Below are 14,591 nucleotides of genomic sequence, written 5' to 3'. Positions count from 1 at the left end.
GCCCGGCCAGCAGCGCGCAGAGCTGCTCCAGCGTCGGCTTGGCCTCCGGGAAGCGGGCTTCGGCCGAGAAGCCGCCACGCCGGGCCCGGAAGACGTCCGGCGTCGACAGCGGCACGCCGGGATTGACCAGCAGGATCGGCATCCCGGCCAGGTCCGGCCCCGGCTCCAGCCGCTCGCCGACCCCGCCGAGCCAGGCGGTGCGGCCGGCCAGGCAGACCGGGACGTCGGCGCCCAACCCGGCCGCGACCTCGAGCAGGCGCGGATCGTCCGGGGCCAGATCCCAGAGGGCGGCGAGGCCGCGCAGCACCGCCGCGGCGTCGGCCGAGCCGCCGCCGATCCCGGCCGCCACCGGCAGCCGCTTGTCGAGGGTGACGGCGATGCCGTCCGGCCGCCCGGTCGCGGCCGCCAGCCGCCGCACCGCGCGCAACGCCAGGTTGTCGTCGCCCGGCGGAATGGCGCCGGCGAAGGGGCCGGTGACGGTCAGGGCCGGGGTTTCGGCCGGCGCCAGGGTCAGCCGGTCGCCGACATCGGCAAACACCACCAGGCTGTCCAGCAGATGGTATCCGTCCGCGCGCTTGCCGACGACGTGGAGATACAGGTTGACCTTGGCCGGCGCGGTGCCGGTCCAGACCTTGCCGGGCCGTGTCACGATCAGTTCGACTTGACCGGGGCCGACGCTTCCTGGGCGGGCAGGCCGTTGGCCAGCTTGTCCTGGATCTTGTCCTTCGGCGGGTCGCCCTCGGTGGTGCGCAGCGCCGCCTCCCACTGGTAGCGCGCCTCCAGCTTGCGGCCGACCCGCCAATAGGCGTCGCCCAGATGGTCGTTGATGGTCGGGTCCTCGGGCTTCAGCGAAATCGCCTTCTCCAGCGTCTCCACCGCCTTGTCCATCTGGTTGGTGCGGTAATAGACCCAGCCCAGGCTGTCGGTGATGTAGCCGTCATTCGGCGACAGGTCGACCGCCTTGCGGATCAGGTCCTCCGCCTCCTTCAGGTCCTTGCCGCGGTCGAGCAGCGAGTAGCCGAGGTAGTTCAGCAGGTTGGCGTGGTCCGGGTTCAGCCCGATGGCGCGGCGCAGATCCTGCTCGGCCCGGTCGAACCGGCCGGCCCGCTCCAGCGCGATGCCGCGGCGGTAGAGGAAGGTCCAGTCCACCTCCTCCAGCCGCTTCTGGCGGCGGGCCGCGTCGTCATAGGCGACGACGGCGGAGGCGAAATCCTGCTTCGCCCGGTACAGGTCGCCGAGGCGGAGATAGCCGGCCTGACTGTCCGGCCGCTCCGATACCAGGTCGGAGGCCAGCGCGATGCCCTTGTCGAACTGCTCCAGCCCCTCATAGGCCAGGGTCTCGCGCACCCGCGCCATCCAGCCGGCCGGCGTGCCGTCCGGCAGCGATTCATAGGCGGCGATGGCGTTCTGGTACTGCTCCTGCCCGGCCAGCACGTCGCCCAGCAGGATCTGCGCCACCGGGAAGTCCGGCCGCAGATACAGGGCGAGGCGGGTGTAGATCAGGGCGGTGTCGCCGCCCTGGGAATCGCGGTCCTGGCTGACGGCGCTGGCGATGTAGAACAGCGCCTCGGCCAGCCCGTCGGCCGGGCTGCCGATGATCGGCTGCGCCCGCTCGCCCTTGTCCAGGCGCTGGATCGCCGGCTCCAGCAGCAGGTTGTCGCCGTTCTGGTCGGTGAAGCTGCGATAGACCTGCCGCGCCTTGTCGCGCTGGCCTTCGCGCTGATAGACGCTGGCCAGCCCCTCGACCAGCCGCACCGTGCCGCCCATGTCGCCCAGCGCCTCATAGGCCTTCTGCGCGCCGTCCAGGTCACCGAGATAGTCGAGGATCAGCGCCTTCTGGATCGACCCCAGCGCGTCCGGCCGCGCCTGCTTCAGCAGCGGATCGAGGCTGGACAGCGCCGCCTTGCCGTCGCCGGCGCCAACCCGCAGCCAGGCCGAGATGATCGGCGTGATCGACTTGGCGGTGCCTTCCGCCTCCATCGTCTTCAGCCGGTCCAGGGCGCCGCGCCATTGGCCGACCTTGGCATCGTTCAGGATCAGGGTGATGCGGACCAGCTGGTCGGCGGTGTCCGCCGTGTCCAGGCGCCGGGCCAGCTTGGCGGCACCGTCGACATCGCCGCCGGCGAGGGTCAGGGTGAAGCTGCGCCGCAGCAGCGCCAAGTTGTCCGGATCCGCCGCCAGCACCTGGCTGAAGAAGCGCCCGGCGGCGGAGAGGTCGCGGGCCGCCAGCGCATGGGCGCCGGCGAGATAGGCGCCCGCGACGGTGCGCGGATCGGTGGCGGCCTCGGCGGCCGGCGGCCGCAGCACGGCCGTCGCCGCGACACAGGAGGCCAGGAGGGTCGTCCGCCAGACGGTCATGCGCGCGTCCAATTCCGCCGATAGGGTGCCGTGGTACCCGAAGCTAGGGTGCCGGACGGCCGCAGGCAATGCCTGTTCGCCGCGACCATTGGGCCCATCTATATTATTGAGAGCCGTCACCGCGCGCCCGGCTCGCACTTGTGCCCACCCGAAAAAACGCTACAGTCGCGCGCGTCGGTAAGACCATGGAAGGCGCCAACGCGGCCGTGACCGGTAAATCCAGCTACACCTACGAAGACCTGCTCTCCTGCGCGCATGGCGAGCTGTTCGGCCCTGGCAACGCCAAGCTGCCGCTGCCGCCCATGCTGATGATGGACCGGATCACCACCATCAACGACAACGGCGGCGCCTATGGCAAGGGCGAGGCGGTGGCGGAGTTCGACATCCGCCCGGACCTGTGGTTCTTCGCCTGCCATTTCGAGAACGACCCGGTGATGCCGGGCTGCCTGGGCCTGGATGCGCTGTGGCAGCTGCTGGGCTTCTTCCTGGGCTGGACCGGGGCGCCGGGCAAGGGCCGGGCGCTGTCGACCGGCGAGGTCAAGTTCACCGGCCAGGTGCTGCCCGACGCCAAGCTGGTGACCTACCGCCTGGACCTGAAGCGGGTGATCAACCGCAAGCTGGTGCTGGGCATCGCCGACGGCAGCGTCGCCGTCGACGGCAAGATCATCTTCGAGGCCAAGGATCTGAGGGTCGGCCTGTTCACGTCGACCGAAGCGTTCTGACGAACCGCGGAGAACCACCATGCGACGCGTCGTCGTCACCGGGCTCGGCATCGTCTCGAGCATCGGCAACAACCAGGACGAAGTCACCGCCAGCCTGCGCGAGGGCCGCTCCGGCATCGTCGCCGCGCCGGAGTACAAGGAGCTGGGCTTCCGCTGCCATGTCCACGGCACCGTGAAGCTGGACCCGGCCGACCATGTCGACCGGCGCATCCTGCGCTTCATGGGCCCGGGCGCGGCCTACAACTACATCGCCATGGCCCAGGCCATCGCCGATGCCGGGCTGGAGGACAGCGACGTCTCGAACGAGCGCACCGGCCTGATCATGGGCTCCGGCGGGCCGTCGACCTCGAACCAGGTCGACGCGGCGGACATCACCCGCGAGAAGGGCCCGAAGCGGATCGGCCCCTACATGGTGCCGCGCTGCATGTCGTCGACCAACTCAGCGACGCTGGCGACGCCGTTCAAGATCAAGGGCGTCAACTACTCGATCTCCTCCGCCTGCTCGACCTCGGCGCACTGCATCGGCAACGGCGCGGAGCTGATCCAGTGGGGCAAGCAGGACATCGTCTTCGCCGGCGGCGGCGAGGAGCTGCACTGGACCCTGTCGGTGCTGTTCGACTCGATGGGCGCGTTCTCCTCGCGCTTCAACGACACGCCGGAGCGCGCCAGCCGCGCCTATGACCGCGACCGCGACGGCTTCGTCATCGCCGGCGGCGGCGGCACCGTGGTGCTGGAGGAGTTGGAGCACGCCCGCGCGCGCGGCGCCAAGATCTATGGCGAGCTGGTCGGCTACGGCGCCACCTCGGACGGCTACGACATGGTCGCGCCGTCGGGCGAGGGCGCGGTGCGCTGCATGCGCCAGGCCCTGGTGACGGTGGACACGCCGGTCGACTACATCAACACCCACGGCACCTCGACCCCGGTCGGCGACGTCACCGAGCTGGGCGCGATCCGCGAGGTGTTCGGCGACAGGGCGCCGAAGATCAGCTCGACCAAGTCGCTGTCCGGCCATTCGCTGGGCGCCGCCGGGGTGCACGAGGCCATCTACAGCCTGCTGATGATGAAGCACGACTTCATCGCCGCCAGCGCCAATATCGAAAATCTCGACCCGGCCGCGGAGGGTTTCCCGATCGTGCGGCAACGGATCGACAATGCCGGGCTGACCACCGTCCTCTCCAACAGCTTCGGCTTCGGCGGGACCAACGCGACGCTCGCCTTCAAGCGGTACGCTGCATGACCACCACTTCGACCGAACGCCGCGGCACCGGCCTGATGGCCGGCAAGCGCGGCCTGATCATGGGCGTCGCCAACAACCACTCGATCGCCTGGGGCATCGCCTCGACGCTGGCGCGCGAGGGGGCCGAGCTGGCCTTCACCTACCAGGGCGACGCCTTCCGCAAGCGGGTCGAGCCGCTGATCCAGTCGATCGGCGCCAGCTTCCTGGCGCCCTGCGACGTCGAGGACGAGGCCTCGGTCGACGCCCTGTTCCAGCGGCTGGGCGCGGAATGGGGGTCGATCGACTTCCTGGTCCACGCCATCGCCTATTCCGACAAGGAAGAGCTGAAGGGCCGCTACCTCGACACCACGGCCGAGAACTTCAGCCGCACCATGCGGATCAGCTGCTACAGCTTCACCGCGCTGGCGAAGCGGGCGGCGGCGATCATGCCGAATGGCGGCAGCCTGCTGACCCTGACCTATCTGGGCGCCGAGCGGGTGATGCCGAACTACAACGTCATGGGCGTGGCCAAGGCGGCGCTGGAGGCCAGCGTGCGCTACCTAGCGGCCGATCTGGGCCCGCAGGGCATCCGGGTCAACACCATCTCGGCCGGGCCGATGCGGACCCTGGCCGGCAGCGCCATCGGCGATGCGCGCTACGTGTTCCGCTTCAACCAGCAGAACAGCCCGCTGCGCAAAAACGTCACCCTCGACGAGGTCGGCGGCGCCGCCCTGTACCTGCTGGGGCCGCTGTCGACCGGCGTCACCGGCGAGGTGCACCATGTCGATGCCGGCTACCACGCCATCGGCATGCCGGCCGCGCCGCGCAACAGCGAGGCGGCGGAGGCCTGACCGCTTTCCTGAATCGTCATCCCCGCGAAAGCGGGGATCTCCTCGGATCGGAGGGATTCCGTGTCTGCGCCGCGGCACTGCGTGCCGCAGCGCGCACGGGATGACGATGGATAGGGATTCAACTCCGCTGATATGATGTCCGCCCGACAGGTCATAGGGCTGGCCATGAGGCATATGACGGCTTTGCGGATCGTCGGTGGGATCGCGATCGCGGCCTTCCTGGTTCCCGGCGTGCCGTCCCGGGCCGCCGAAAAGCCGACCCCGGTCGACGAGATGGATTCCTACAGCATCATCTGCATCGGCCCGCGCGGCCGGATCGTGTTCTCGACCTCCGACGCCTATGGCGTCTCGGTCGATCCGAGCGGGACGGTCTACACCTACCGCACCGGCTGGCTGTCCGACCGCACCTACACCTATGTCCGGGGCGACGGCGTCTCCTGCGTGATCCGGCCCAGCCGCTGACGCGGCCGGGGCAGCCCAGACCTGCGCCCCGGCCGGTTGAGCCGGCTGCGGCGCCTCGGTTAGGCTTTCCGCCGACCCGCGCAAGGAGACGCCATGGCCAAGCAGTTCCCGGAGATCTCGCCGGCCCTGCGGGAGTTCATCCTGCGCCAGCGAATCTTCTTTACGGCCTCCGCCGCCAACACGGGACGGGTCAATGTCTCGCCCCGCGGCACCGACATGCTGCGGATCCCGGGGCCGAACGCCGCCTTCTATCTCGACCTGACCGGCAGCGGCAACGAGACCGCGGCGCATCTGCGCGCCACCGGCCGGCTGACCCTGATGCTCTGCGCCTTCGAGGGCGCGCCGATGATCCTGCGGCTGTACGGCGCCGGCCGGGTGCTGCGCCGCGGCGGCCCCGAATACACGCGCCTGCTGGAGGCGGAGTATGGCGGCGAGGAGCCGGTCGGCGCCCGGCAGATGGTGTGGCTGGACATCGACCTGGTCCAGACCTCCTGCGGCTTCGGCGTGCCGCTGTTCGACCATGCCGGCGAGCGGCCGACCCTGGCGCGCTGGGCCGAAGCGAAGGAGAAGCAGGAGGGGCTGGAGGCCTATCGCCGGCTGAAGAACACCCGCAGCATCGACGGGCTGCCGACCGGCCTGTTCGAGGAGGATCCGGCGGAGGCCAGGTGATCCGCGCCCCGAACAGGCCGTGGCGTCGCGGCTAGCCTTCCCCGGCGGCCGCCAAAGCCTGGGTCAGGTCGGCGACCAGGTCCTCGACATGCTCGATGCCGATCGAGACGCGGATGGTGGCGTCGGAGATGCCGATCCGCTCCCGCGTCTCCTTCGGCACGCCGGAATGCACCGTGGTCGCCGGGTGGCAGACCAGGGATTCGGTGCCGCCCAGGCTGACCGCCAGCTTGAAGATGCGCAGCGCGTTGAGGAAGCGGAAGGCCTCGGCCTCGCCGCCTTTGATGTCGAAGGAGAAGGTGGTGCCGGCCCCGGTGCATTGCCGGTCGAACACCGCCCGCTCCGGGCTGCCCGCCGGCAGCAGGGCCGGGTAGTAGACGCGGGCGACCTGCGGATGCTCGGCCAGGAACCGGGTCACGGTCTCGGCGTTGCGGCAGGCGGCGGTCATGCGCAGCGACAGCGTCTCCAGCGACCGCGCGATCATCCAGGCCGAATGCGGGTCCAGCTGGGTGCCGATGGCGCCGCGCAGCAGCTTGACCTGCCGGACCTGGTCGCGCCGGCCCAGCACCGCGCCGGCCACCAGGTCGCTGTGGCCGCCGACATATTTGGTCAGGGAATAGACCACGATGTCGGTGCCGTGCCGGATCGGCTTCTGGAAGATCGGGCCCAGCAGGGTGTTGTCGCAGACGATCACCGGGGTGTGGCCCTGCTTCGACCCGATCTCGTCGGCCACCGCCCGCACCAGCTCGAGATCGACCAGGGTGTTCAGCGGGTTCGACGGCGTCTCGACCAGGATCACCGAGACGCGGCCCTTGGCCATCGCCTCCTCCGCCGCCTTGCGGATCACGGCACCGTCGACGCCGTCCGGAAAGCCGACCGCGCCGATCTGGAACGGCGTCAGGGTGCGGGCCACCAGCGTCTCGGTACCGCCATACAGCGGCTGGCTGTGCAGGATGACGTCGCCCGGCCGGGCGAAGGCCAGCAGCGTGGTGGCGATCGCCGACATGCCGCTGGAGAAGATGCCCGCCGCCTCGGCCCCCTCATAGATCGCCAGACGGTCCTCGACGATCTCGCTGTTCGGGTGGTTGAAGCGGGAATAGACCAGGCCGGCATCGGCCCCCGGCTTCGGCTCGCGCCGGCCGGCGGTGTAGTCGAAGAAATCCCGCCCCTCCTCGGCCGACTTGAACACGAAGGTCGAGGTCAGGAAGACCGGCTGCTTGACCGCGCCCTCGGACAGGGTCGGGTCGTAGCCGTAGCCGAGCATCAGCGTCTCGGGGTGCAGCTTGTGGTTGCCGATGCGGTCCTTGCGGTAGCCCGATCCGGCCATGACGATTCTCCTGGAAAGGCGGCGTTGGCGCGGAGACTACTCCGGATCGTTCCGGAATTCCGCAACGACGGCGTGGAGACCGCCCCTCAGTGGTCGTAGCCTTCGCCGGACCTGACCTTCCCGCGGAACACCCAATAGGCATAGGTGGTGTAGACCAGGATCAGCGGGATCAGGAAGGCGACGCCGATCAGCAGGAACAGCTGCGACGAGGCCGGGGCGGCGACGTCCCAGATGGTCAGGTCGGGCGGCACCACATGGGGCCACAGGCTGATCGCCAGGCCGGTGTAGCCCAGCACGAACAGCGCCATGGTGTAGAGGAACGGCCCGTAGTCCGAGCCGCGCTGCAGCGACAGCCACAGCCGCCAGGCGAACAGCACCACCAGGATCGGCACCGGCGCGAACCACAGCGTGTTCGGCCAGGTGAACCAGCGATCGGCGATCGACCGGTCGAGGAACGGCACCCACAGGCTGACCACTGCCATGAAGAACAGCACGCCGAGCAGCAGCCGGAGGGTGGCGTCGCGGGCCCAGCCCTGCAGCGTGCCTTCGGTCTTCATCACCAGCCAGGCGGCGCCGAGCAGCCCGTAGCCCAACACCAGGGCCACGCCGGTCATCAGGCTGAAGGGCGAGATCCAGTGGAACGCCCCGCCGGTGAAGTGGCCGTCGGTCACCGGGAAGCCCTGGACGAAGGTGCCCAGCACCACGCCCTGGAAGAAGGTGGCCAGCAGGCTGCCGCCGGCGAAGGCCACGGTCCACAGCCACTTGCTGGTGTGGGCCTTGAACCGGAATTCGAAGGCGACGCCGCGGAAGATCAGCCCCATCACCATGAAGGTGATCGGCAGGTACAGCGCCGGCACGATAATCGAGAAAGCGACCGGGAACACCGCCAGCAGGACGACGCCGCCCAGCACCAGCCAGGTCTCGTTGCCGTCCCAGATCGGCGCGACCGAGTTCATCATCAGGTCGCGGTCCTCCTCCGTCCGGGCCCAGGGGAACAGGATCCCGACACCGAGGTCGAACCCGTCCATCAGCACGTACATGAACACCCCGACGGCGGCGATCGCGGCCCAGATCAGGGGCAGGACGGTCGGAATCGTCCAGACATCCGGCGTCATGGCATCACTCCCGGGATTCGAAGGAGGCGTCGGGCAGCGAGAACGGCCGCGCCGGGGTCTTGAAGGTCTCCTCGCGATCGGCTTCGGGGGCTTCCGGCCCGACCCGCACCAGCTTGACGATGTAGTAGACTGCTGAGCCGAGCAGGATCGCGTAGACCGCGACGTACAACACCAGCGACAGCAGCACGCTGCCGGCGCCGACCGGCGACAGCGCATCGGCCGTGCGCAGGATGCCGTTGACCACCCAGGGCTGGCGGCCGATTTCGGTGGTGAACCAGCCGGCGATTACGGCGACGAAGCCGGAGGGCAGCATCAGCACCATGAAGCGCTGGAACCAGCGGCTGTCATAAAGCCGCCCCACCGCCCGCAGCCACAGGCCCAGCAGCGCGGCGCCGAGCATCAGGAAGCCGAGGCCGACCATGATGCGGAAGGTCCAGAACACGATGGCGACCGGCGGCCGGTCCTGCACCGGGAACTCCTTCAGCCCCCGCACCACCCCGTCCCAGCTATGGGTCAGGATCAGCGAGCCGAGATGCGGGACCTCGAGCACGAAGTCGTTCTTCTCGCCGCCCTGGTCGGGCCAGGCGAACAGGATCAGCGGCACGTCGCCGCTGGTCTCCCAATGCGCCTCGATCGCCGCCAGCTTGGCCGGCTGGTTGGCGCGCACCTCCAGCCCCGCCTGGTCGCCGATGAAGATCTGCACCGGCGCCAGAACGGCAATCAGCCACAGCCCCATCGAGAAGGCCTGGCGCGATTCCAGCACGCTGCGGCCGCGCAGCAGGTACCAGGCCGAGACGCCGGCGATGACGAAGGCGGTGGTCAGGTAGGCGGCCACCACTGTATGCGCGAAGCGCACCGGAAAGGACGGGCTGAACACGATCTGCAGCCAGTCGGACGGGACCAGGGCGCCATTCGCCACCTCGTAGCCCGCCGGGGTGTGCAGGAAGGAGTTGGCCGACAGGATCCAGAAGGCGGAGATCGCGGTGCCGACCGCCACCGCGGCGGTGGCCCCGAAATGGACGATCCTCGGCACCTTGTCCCAGCCGAACAGCATGATGCCGAGGAAGCCGGCCTCGAGGAAGAAGGCCGTCACCACCTCGTAGCCGAGCAGCGGCCCGAGGATGCTGCCGCCGGCCCGGGTCAGGCCGGCCCAGTTCGTGCCGAACTGGTAGGTCATGACGATGCCGGTGACCACGCCGACGCCGAAGGAGACGGCGAAGATCTTGATCCAGAACTTGTAGAGCGTCCGGTATTCCGCCCGCCCGGTCTTCAGATACAGCCCTTCCAGCACCGCCAGCCAGCTGGCGATGCCGATCGTGAAGGCCGGGAACAGAAAGTGGAAGGAGACGACGAAGGCGAATTGGAACCGGGACAGGAGGACTGGATCGAGATCCATGACAATTCTCCTTCGGCAAACCGCCTGGCCGCGGCCGCCTTATTTCTTGGCTCGGAAAGAATATGCCACAGAACAGCGGGGAATTTCACGGCCGGATGACGTGCCATAAGGCCCCAGCCGGGCGACACGTCGCAGCGCAGCGAAGCGGCCCGGCATGCTAGGGCTGTTCCTTCCCCCAGGACGGAGGGCTATGCTCCGGCCATGAGCTTCACCGACGCCCAGATCAAGCGCTATGCGCGCCACATCCTGCTGCCCGAGGTCGGCGGCAAGGGTCAGGAAAAGCTGCTGGCCGCCCGCGTGCTGGTGATCGGCGCCGGCGGCCTCGGCTCGCCCCTGCTGCTCTATCTCGCCGCCGCCGGGATCGGCACCATCGGCCTCTATGACGACGACCTGGTCGAGCTGTCCAACCTGCAGCGCCAGGTGGTGCACGACACCACCACGCTGGGCCAGCTGAAGGTCGACAGCGCCATCCTCCGGCTGCAGGCGCTGAACCCGGAGGTGAAGGTCGAGCGTTTCGCCGAGCGGCTGACCGCCGCCGCGGCGCCGGAGCGGATCGCCGCCTTCGACATCGTGGTCGACGGCAGCGACAACTTCGCCACCCGCTATCTGCTGAACGACGCCTGCTTCCTGGCCGGGCGGCCGCTGGTCTCCGCCGCGATGCTGCGCTTCGAGGCGCAGCTGTCCACCTTCAAGGCGCATCTCGGCGCGCCGCACCCCTGCTATCGTTGCCTGTTCCCGGCGCCGCCCGACCCCGGTACGGTGCCCAGCTGCTCCGAGGCCGGGGTGTTTGGCGCCCTGCCCGGCGTGCTGGGATCGATGCAGGCGATCGAGACGATCAAGGAGATCCTCGGGATCGGCGAAGGCCTGTCCGGCCGACTGCTGCTGTACGACGCGCTGGAGGCGCGGCTGCGCGAGATCGCCCTGCCGCGGGACCCGGACTGCCCGCTGTGCGGCGACCACCCGACGATGACCGACCTGTCGCATCACCATGGCTGAGGGCGTCGGCGCGCTGTCGATCGTGGTGTTCGACGGCCGCTTCGACCGGGTGCATTACGCGCTGGTCCTGGCCAGCGCCGCCGCCGCCACCAACCGCCGGGCGACGCTGTTCTTCACCGGCCAGGCCCTGCGGGCGCTGCTGCCCGAGGGCTGGCGCCGGCTGGACGGCGATGCCGAGGCGCAGGAGGCGGGCTTTGCCGCCCGCCGGGTGGCGACCTTCGCCGAGCTGCTGGAGGCCTGCCAGGCGCTGGGCGTGCGCTTCATCGCCTGCGAGATGGGGCTGCGCGCCCTGGGCCTCGCCGCCGCCGACCTGGTCGTGCCGGCCGAGATCGCCGGCGTCGTCACCCTGCTGGCCGAATCGCCGCGCGACGGCCAGTTACTGTTCATCTGATCGCTCAGGACACCGGCATCCGGAACAGGAACGCCGGCGCCGAGGTCAGCCGGTCGCTGCGGCTGCCCGAGGAGCCGTTGGTCGAGAGCTGCACCGTGCGCGCATCGCCGTCGATCGGACCGACGAAGACGAAGCTGGCGGTGACCCGTGAGCGGGGGCCGATCTGCACTTCCGGGTTGTCCGCTGGCGGCACGAAGGGATGGCTGCGGCCCCGGTCATCCACCAGGACCAGACTGCCGCCATGATTGAGCGAGACGGCGCGGTCGGACAGGTTGGTGATGGTGGCCGCGACGATGACGCTGTCGGCGCGATAGGTGATGCTGCTCAGCGTCATCGCCACGCCGCTCGGATGCGCCTGCTGCTGCTCCAGCCGGACGGTGCGGCCGGGATCCTGTACGGGCGGGGCGGAGGATGCCGTGGGGGCGGCAGGATTGGTTGCGGGCGCGGGAACCATCAGCGGCTGGGACGGGCGCGAGGGCAGGCCCGGCGCGACCAGCGGCTGCGACGGGGTCGGGGTCGACGGGGCCCGAGGGTTCGGCACCGCATCCAGCAATTGCGCCTGGGCCGCCGCCGTCATTGCCAGGACGGCGAGCGCGATGAGAATCGGCCGGATCGTCATCAAAGGCCTCCCGATCTCCATTGCTTGTTCTGCCCACTTGGTCTGTCAACCCGTGGTCGGCCCCGTGGTTCCGGACGCGAAATATCTGCAAGATGCTTTCTCAATAACAAAAGAATGATACCGTGAAGCCAGTCAGCGCGAGCCGCGCGGAAGACTGCACAGATGCCCCCTTGATCAGAGCCGGAGGAGACAGGCCAATCATGTCGGGATCCTGGACAGCACGGCGGCGCGGGCCCGCCCTCGCTCTTGGCCTCATCCTCCTCGCGGGCTGCAACGAGTCCTCCGACAAGCAGGCCCAGGCGCCGCAGATGCCGCCGCCTGCTGTCGGCGTCGTCACCGCCGCCAAGCGGCCGGTGGCCGAGGGCGTGACCTTCGTCGGCCGGGTCCAGGCGATCGACAAGGTCGATCTGGTGGCCCGGGTTGAAGGCTTCCTGAAGCAGCGGGCCTACACCGAGGGGCAGGAGGTGAAGGCCGGCGACCTGCTGTTCGTGCTCGAGAAGGACACCTATCAGGCCGCGGTCGACCAGGCCCAGGCCAACCTGGCCAGCGCCCAGGCCAATGCCGACAATGCCAAGCTGCAGGCCGACCGTGCCCGCGACCTGATCCGGAACCAGAACGTCTCGCAGGCGACGCTGGACGACCGCATCGCGGCGGAGAAATCGGCCAACGCGGCGGTGCAGCAGAACCAGGCGGCGCTGGAGCAGGCGCAGATCAATCTCGGCTACACCCAGATCGCGGCGCCGTTCGACGGCCGCGTCGGCATCTCCAACTTCAGCGTCGGCGCGCTGGTCGGGCCGTCGAACGGCGCCCTGGCCACCATCGTCAGCCAGGACCCGATCTACGTCACCTTCCCGGTCAGCGACCGCTTCATCCAGGACGTGCAGCAGGCCAGCGGGTCCGGCCGGGTCGAGCCGCAGGACGTGGTGGTGCACCTGACCCTGGCCAACGGCTCGCAATACCCCGAGACCGGCAAGATCGACTTCACCGACGTCAAGGTCGACCAGAACACCGACACGCTGCTGGTGCGGGCGCAGTTCCCGAACCCGAAGCGCATCCTGACGGACGGGCAGTACGCCCGGGTGACGGCGGAGCGGAAGACCCCGGTCGAGGCGCTGGTGATCCCGCAGCGCGCGATCCTGACCGACCAGACCGGCAACTACGTGCTGGTGGTGGGCCAGGACAAGAAGGCGGCCGCCAAGCACATCACCACCGGCGCCAACCAGGGCGCCGACGTGGTGGTGCAGCAGGGGCTGAATGACGGCGACGTCGTCATCGTCGACGGCGTGCAGAAGGTCCGCCCGGGCCAGGAGGTGAACCCGGCGCCGGCGGCGGCCGAGGCGACGACGCCGGCCAAGCCGGCGGGGAACTGACCCCATGCTGTCCTCGATCTTCGTCGATCGGCCCCGCTTCGCGATCGTCATCGCCATCGTCATCACGCTGGCCGGGCTGATCGCGATCCGCAGCATCCCGATCGCCCAGTTCCCCGACATCGTGCCGCCGCAGGTCTCGGTCAGCGGCGCCTATCCCGGCGCCAGCGCGGCCGTGGTCGAATCGACCGTGGCCCAGCCCATCGAGGCCCAGGTCAACGGCGTCGACAACATGCTGTACATGTCGTCGACCAGCGGCAGCGACGGCTCCTACTCGCTGACCGTCAGCTTCGCCGTCGGCACCGACCCGGACATCAACACCGTCAACGTCCAGAACCGCGTGGCGCTGGCCGAGCCGAAACTGCCGCCCGAGGTCACGGCCCAGGGCCTGACGGTGAAGAAGCAGTCCTCGGCGATCCTGCAGCTGGTCACCCTGTACTCGCCGGACAAGAGCCAGGACGACCTGTTCCTGAACAACTACGCGATCATCAACGTCGTCGATTCGCTGGCCCGCGTGCGCGGCGTCGGCCAGGCGTCGCTGTTCGGCACCCAGAACTACGCGATGCGGATCTGGTACAGCACCGACCAGCTGACCAGCTTCGGCCTGACCCCGAACGACATCGTCACGGCGGTGCAGAGCCAGAACGTGCAGGCCGCGGTCGGCCGGCTGGGCGCCCAGCCGATGCCGGACGACCAGCAGATCCAGGTGACGCTGCAGACGCTGGGCCGGCTGACCGACGTCAAGCAGTTCGAGAACATCATCCTGCGCGCCAACCCGGACGGGTCGGTGGTGCGGCTGAAGGACGTGGCGCGGCTGGAGCTGAACAGCCAGTCCTACGACACCACCGCCCGGCTGAACGGCGCCCCGGCCGCGGTGATCGGCATCTATCAGTCGCCCGGCTCCAACGCCGTCGCCGCCGCCGAAGGCGTGCGGGCGGAGATGGAGCGGCTGAAGGAGCGGTTCCCCGCCGGGGTCGATTATCGCATCACCTACGACACCACCGTCTTCGTCAGCGAGACGATCGGCGAGGTGATCAAGACCCTGCTCGAGGCCTTCGTGCTGGTCGCGATCGTGGTGTTCGTGTTCCTGGGCAATTTGCGCGCC

Annotated in this window: 15 protein-coding genes; 9 read left to right on the top strand and 6 right to left on the bottom strand. The window is 69.3% G+C overall.

Features of this window, described 5'->3' with window-relative positions:
* Nucleotides 1-649, bottom strand: a 649-nt coding sequence (locus tag ABDW35_RS18115; protein ID WP_343715277.1) for a 4-(cytidine 5'-diphospho)-2-C-methyl-D-erythritol kinase, incomplete at its 3' end; no start/stop codon positions are given.
* Between the two features lie 2 nt (nucleotides 650-651).
* On the bottom strand, nucleotides 652-2,358 hold the full coding sequence (locus ABDW35_RS18110) for a tetratricopeptide repeat protein (protein WP_343715276.1): 1,707 nt from the start codon (nucleotides 2,356-2,358) through the stop codon (nucleotides 652-654).
* A gap of 206 nt (nucleotides 2,359-2,564) precedes the next feature.
* Here ABDW35_RS18110 and fabA point away from each other — a divergent pair, with 206 nt between their 5' ends.
* The 5 genes from fabA to ABDW35_RS18085 all read left to right on the top strand — a co-directional run bounded on the left by fabA (nucleotide 2,565) and on the right by ABDW35_RS18085 (nucleotide 6,278).
* Nucleotides 2,565-3,080, top strand: coding sequence for a 3-hydroxyacyl-[acyl-carrier-protein] dehydratase FabA (fabA, locus tag ABDW35_RS18105; RefSeq protein ID WP_343715279.1), 516 nt, complete (start codon nucleotides 2,565-2,567; stop codon nucleotides 3,078-3,080).
* Between the two features lie 19 nt (nucleotides 3,081-3,099).
* Entirely contained in the window at nucleotides 3,100-4,317 is a 1,218-nt protein-coding gene (gene fabB, locus ABDW35_RS18100; RefSeq protein ID WP_343715275.1) for a beta-ketoacyl-ACP synthase I, read from the top strand.
* A complete protein-coding gene (gene fabI, locus ABDW35_RS18095) occupies nucleotides 4,314-5,147 on the top strand; it encodes an enoyl-ACP reductase FabI (protein ID WP_343715274.1) in 834 nt (277 codons plus the stop codon). Before fabB ends, fabI begins: the two co-directional genes overlap by 4 nt.
* Nucleotides 5,148-5,321: 174 nt before the next feature.
* Nucleotides 5,322-5,609, top strand: a complete 288-nt coding sequence (locus tag ABDW35_RS18090; RefSeq protein WP_343715273.1) for a hypothetical protein — start codon at nucleotides 5,322-5,324, stop codon at nucleotides 5,607-5,609.
* Nucleotides 5,610-5,702: 93 nt separating this feature from the next.
* The gene (locus tag ABDW35_RS18085; protein ID WP_343715272.1) at nucleotides 5,703-6,278 is read left to right on the top strand and encodes a pyridoxamine 5'-phosphate oxidase family protein; all 576 of its coding nucleotides are present in this window, start codon (nucleotides 5,703-5,705) and stop codon (nucleotides 6,276-6,278) included.
* 31 nt (nucleotides 6,279-6,309) lie between these two features.
* Here ABDW35_RS18085 and ABDW35_RS18080 read toward each other — a convergent pair whose 3' ends face one another.
* The 3 genes from ABDW35_RS18080 to ABDW35_RS18070 form a co-directional block, all read right to left on the bottom strand.
* Nucleotides 6,310-7,602: a cystathionine gamma-synthase family protein gene (locus ABDW35_RS18080; RefSeq protein WP_343715271.1), complete on the bottom strand. Its 1,293-nt coding sequence runs from the start codon at nucleotides 7,600-7,602 to the stop codon at nucleotides 6,310-6,312.
* An 86-nt stretch (nucleotides 7,603-7,688) separates the two neighbouring features.
* Entirely contained in the window at nucleotides 7,689-8,642 is a 954-nt protein-coding gene (gene cydB, locus ABDW35_RS18075; RefSeq protein ID WP_343715278.1) for a cytochrome d ubiquinol oxidase subunit II, read from the bottom strand.
* 79 nt (nucleotides 8,643-8,721) lie between these two features.
* A complete protein-coding gene (locus tag ABDW35_RS18070) occupies nucleotides 8,722-10,113 on the bottom strand; it encodes a cytochrome ubiquinol oxidase subunit I (RefSeq protein WP_343715270.1) in 1,392 nt (463 codons plus the stop codon).
* A 201-nt stretch (nucleotides 10,114-10,314) separates the two neighbouring features.
* Here ABDW35_RS18070 and moeB point away from each other — a divergent pair, with 201 nt between their 5' ends.
* Nucleotides 10,315-11,109: a molybdopterin-synthase adenylyltransferase MoeB gene (gene moeB, locus ABDW35_RS18065; protein WP_343715269.1), complete on the top strand. Its 795-nt coding sequence runs from the start codon at nucleotides 10,315-10,317 to the stop codon at nucleotides 11,107-11,109.
* Nucleotides 11,102-11,500, top strand: coding sequence for a DsrE/DsrF/DrsH-like family protein (locus ABDW35_RS18060; RefSeq protein WP_343715268.1), 399 nt, complete (start codon nucleotides 11,102-11,104; stop codon nucleotides 11,498-11,500). The genes moeB and ABDW35_RS18060 overlap by 8 nt, the downstream gene beginning before the upstream one ends.
* 4 nt (nucleotides 11,501-11,504) lie before the next feature.
* On the opposite strand, the gene ABDW35_RS18055 is transcribed toward ABDW35_RS18060, so the two are convergent.
* The gene (locus ABDW35_RS18055; protein ID WP_343715267.1) at nucleotides 11,505-12,119 is read right to left on the bottom strand and encodes a hypothetical protein; all 615 of its coding nucleotides are present in this window, start codon (nucleotides 12,117-12,119) and stop codon (nucleotides 11,505-11,507) included.
* A 200-nt stretch (nucleotides 12,120-12,319) separates the two neighbouring features.
* Between ABDW35_RS18055 and ABDW35_RS18050 the strand changes: the two genes are divergently transcribed.
* A complete protein-coding gene (locus ABDW35_RS18050) occupies nucleotides 12,320-13,489 on the top strand; it encodes an efflux RND transporter periplasmic adaptor subunit (protein WP_343715266.1) in 1,170 nt (389 codons plus the stop codon).
* Nucleotides 13,490-13,493: 4 nt separating this feature from the next.
* Nucleotides 13,494-14,591, top strand: a 1,098-nt coding sequence (locus tag ABDW35_RS18045; protein WP_343715265.1) for an efflux RND transporter permease subunit, incomplete at its 3' end; no start/stop codon positions are given.

This window comes from Inquilinus sp. (genome assembly GCF_039594555.1).
Classification (GTDB): domain Bacteria; phylum Pseudomonadota; class Alphaproteobacteria; order DSM-16000; family Inquilinaceae; genus Inquilinus.
Note: the sequence above shows the minus strand (reverse complement) of the source record. Positions and strands in the feature narration are given on the sequence as shown.

What these genes read in the sequence shown, in the direction of transcription:
- ABDW35_RS18110 (WP_343715276.1), bottom strand. Translation starts at nt 2,358, where the DNA reads ATGACCGTCTGGCGGACGACCCTCCTGGCCTCCTGTGTCGCGGCGACG.
- fabB (WP_343715275.1), top strand. Translation starts at nt 3,100, where the DNA reads ATGCGACGCGTCGTCGTCACCGGGCTCGGCATCGTCTCGAGCATCGGC.
- fabI (WP_343715274.1), top strand. Translation starts at nt 4,314, where the DNA reads ATGACCACCACTTCGACCGAACGCCGCGGCACCGGCCTGATGGCCGGC.
- ABDW35_RS18090 (WP_343715273.1), top strand. Translation starts at nt 5,322, where the DNA reads ATGACGGCTTTGCGGATCGTCGGTGGGATCGCGATCGCGGCCTTCCTG.
- ABDW35_RS18085 (WP_343715272.1), top strand. Translation starts at nt 5,703, where the DNA reads ATGGCCAAGCAGTTCCCGGAGATCTCGCCGGCCCTGCGGGAGTTCATC.
- ABDW35_RS18080 (WP_343715271.1), bottom strand. Translation starts at nt 7,602, where the DNA reads ATGGCCGGATCGGGCTACCGCAAGGACCGCATCGGCAACCACAAGCTG.
- cydB (WP_343715278.1), bottom strand. Translation starts at nt 8,642, where the DNA reads ATGTACGTGCTGATGGACGGGTTCGACCTCGGTGTCGGGATCCTGTTC.
- ABDW35_RS18070 (WP_343715270.1), bottom strand. Translation starts at nt 10,113, where the DNA reads ATGGATCTCGATCCAGTCCTCCTGTCCCGGTTCCAATTCGCCTTCGTC.
- moeB (WP_343715269.1), top strand. Translation starts at nt 10,315, where the DNA reads ATGAGCTTCACCGACGCCCAGATCAAGCGCTATGCGCGCCACATCCTG.
- ABDW35_RS18060 (WP_343715268.1), top strand. Translation starts at nt 11,102, where the DNA reads ATGGCTGAGGGCGTCGGCGCGCTGTCGATCGTGGTGTTCGACGGCCGC.
- ABDW35_RS18055 (WP_343715267.1), bottom strand. Translation starts at nt 12,119, where the DNA reads ATGACGATCCGGCCGATTCTCATCGCGCTCGCCGTCCTGGCAATGACG.
- ABDW35_RS18050 (WP_343715266.1), top strand. Translation starts at nt 12,320, where the DNA reads ATGTCGGGATCCTGGACAGCACGGCGGCGCGGGCCCGCCCTCGCTCTT.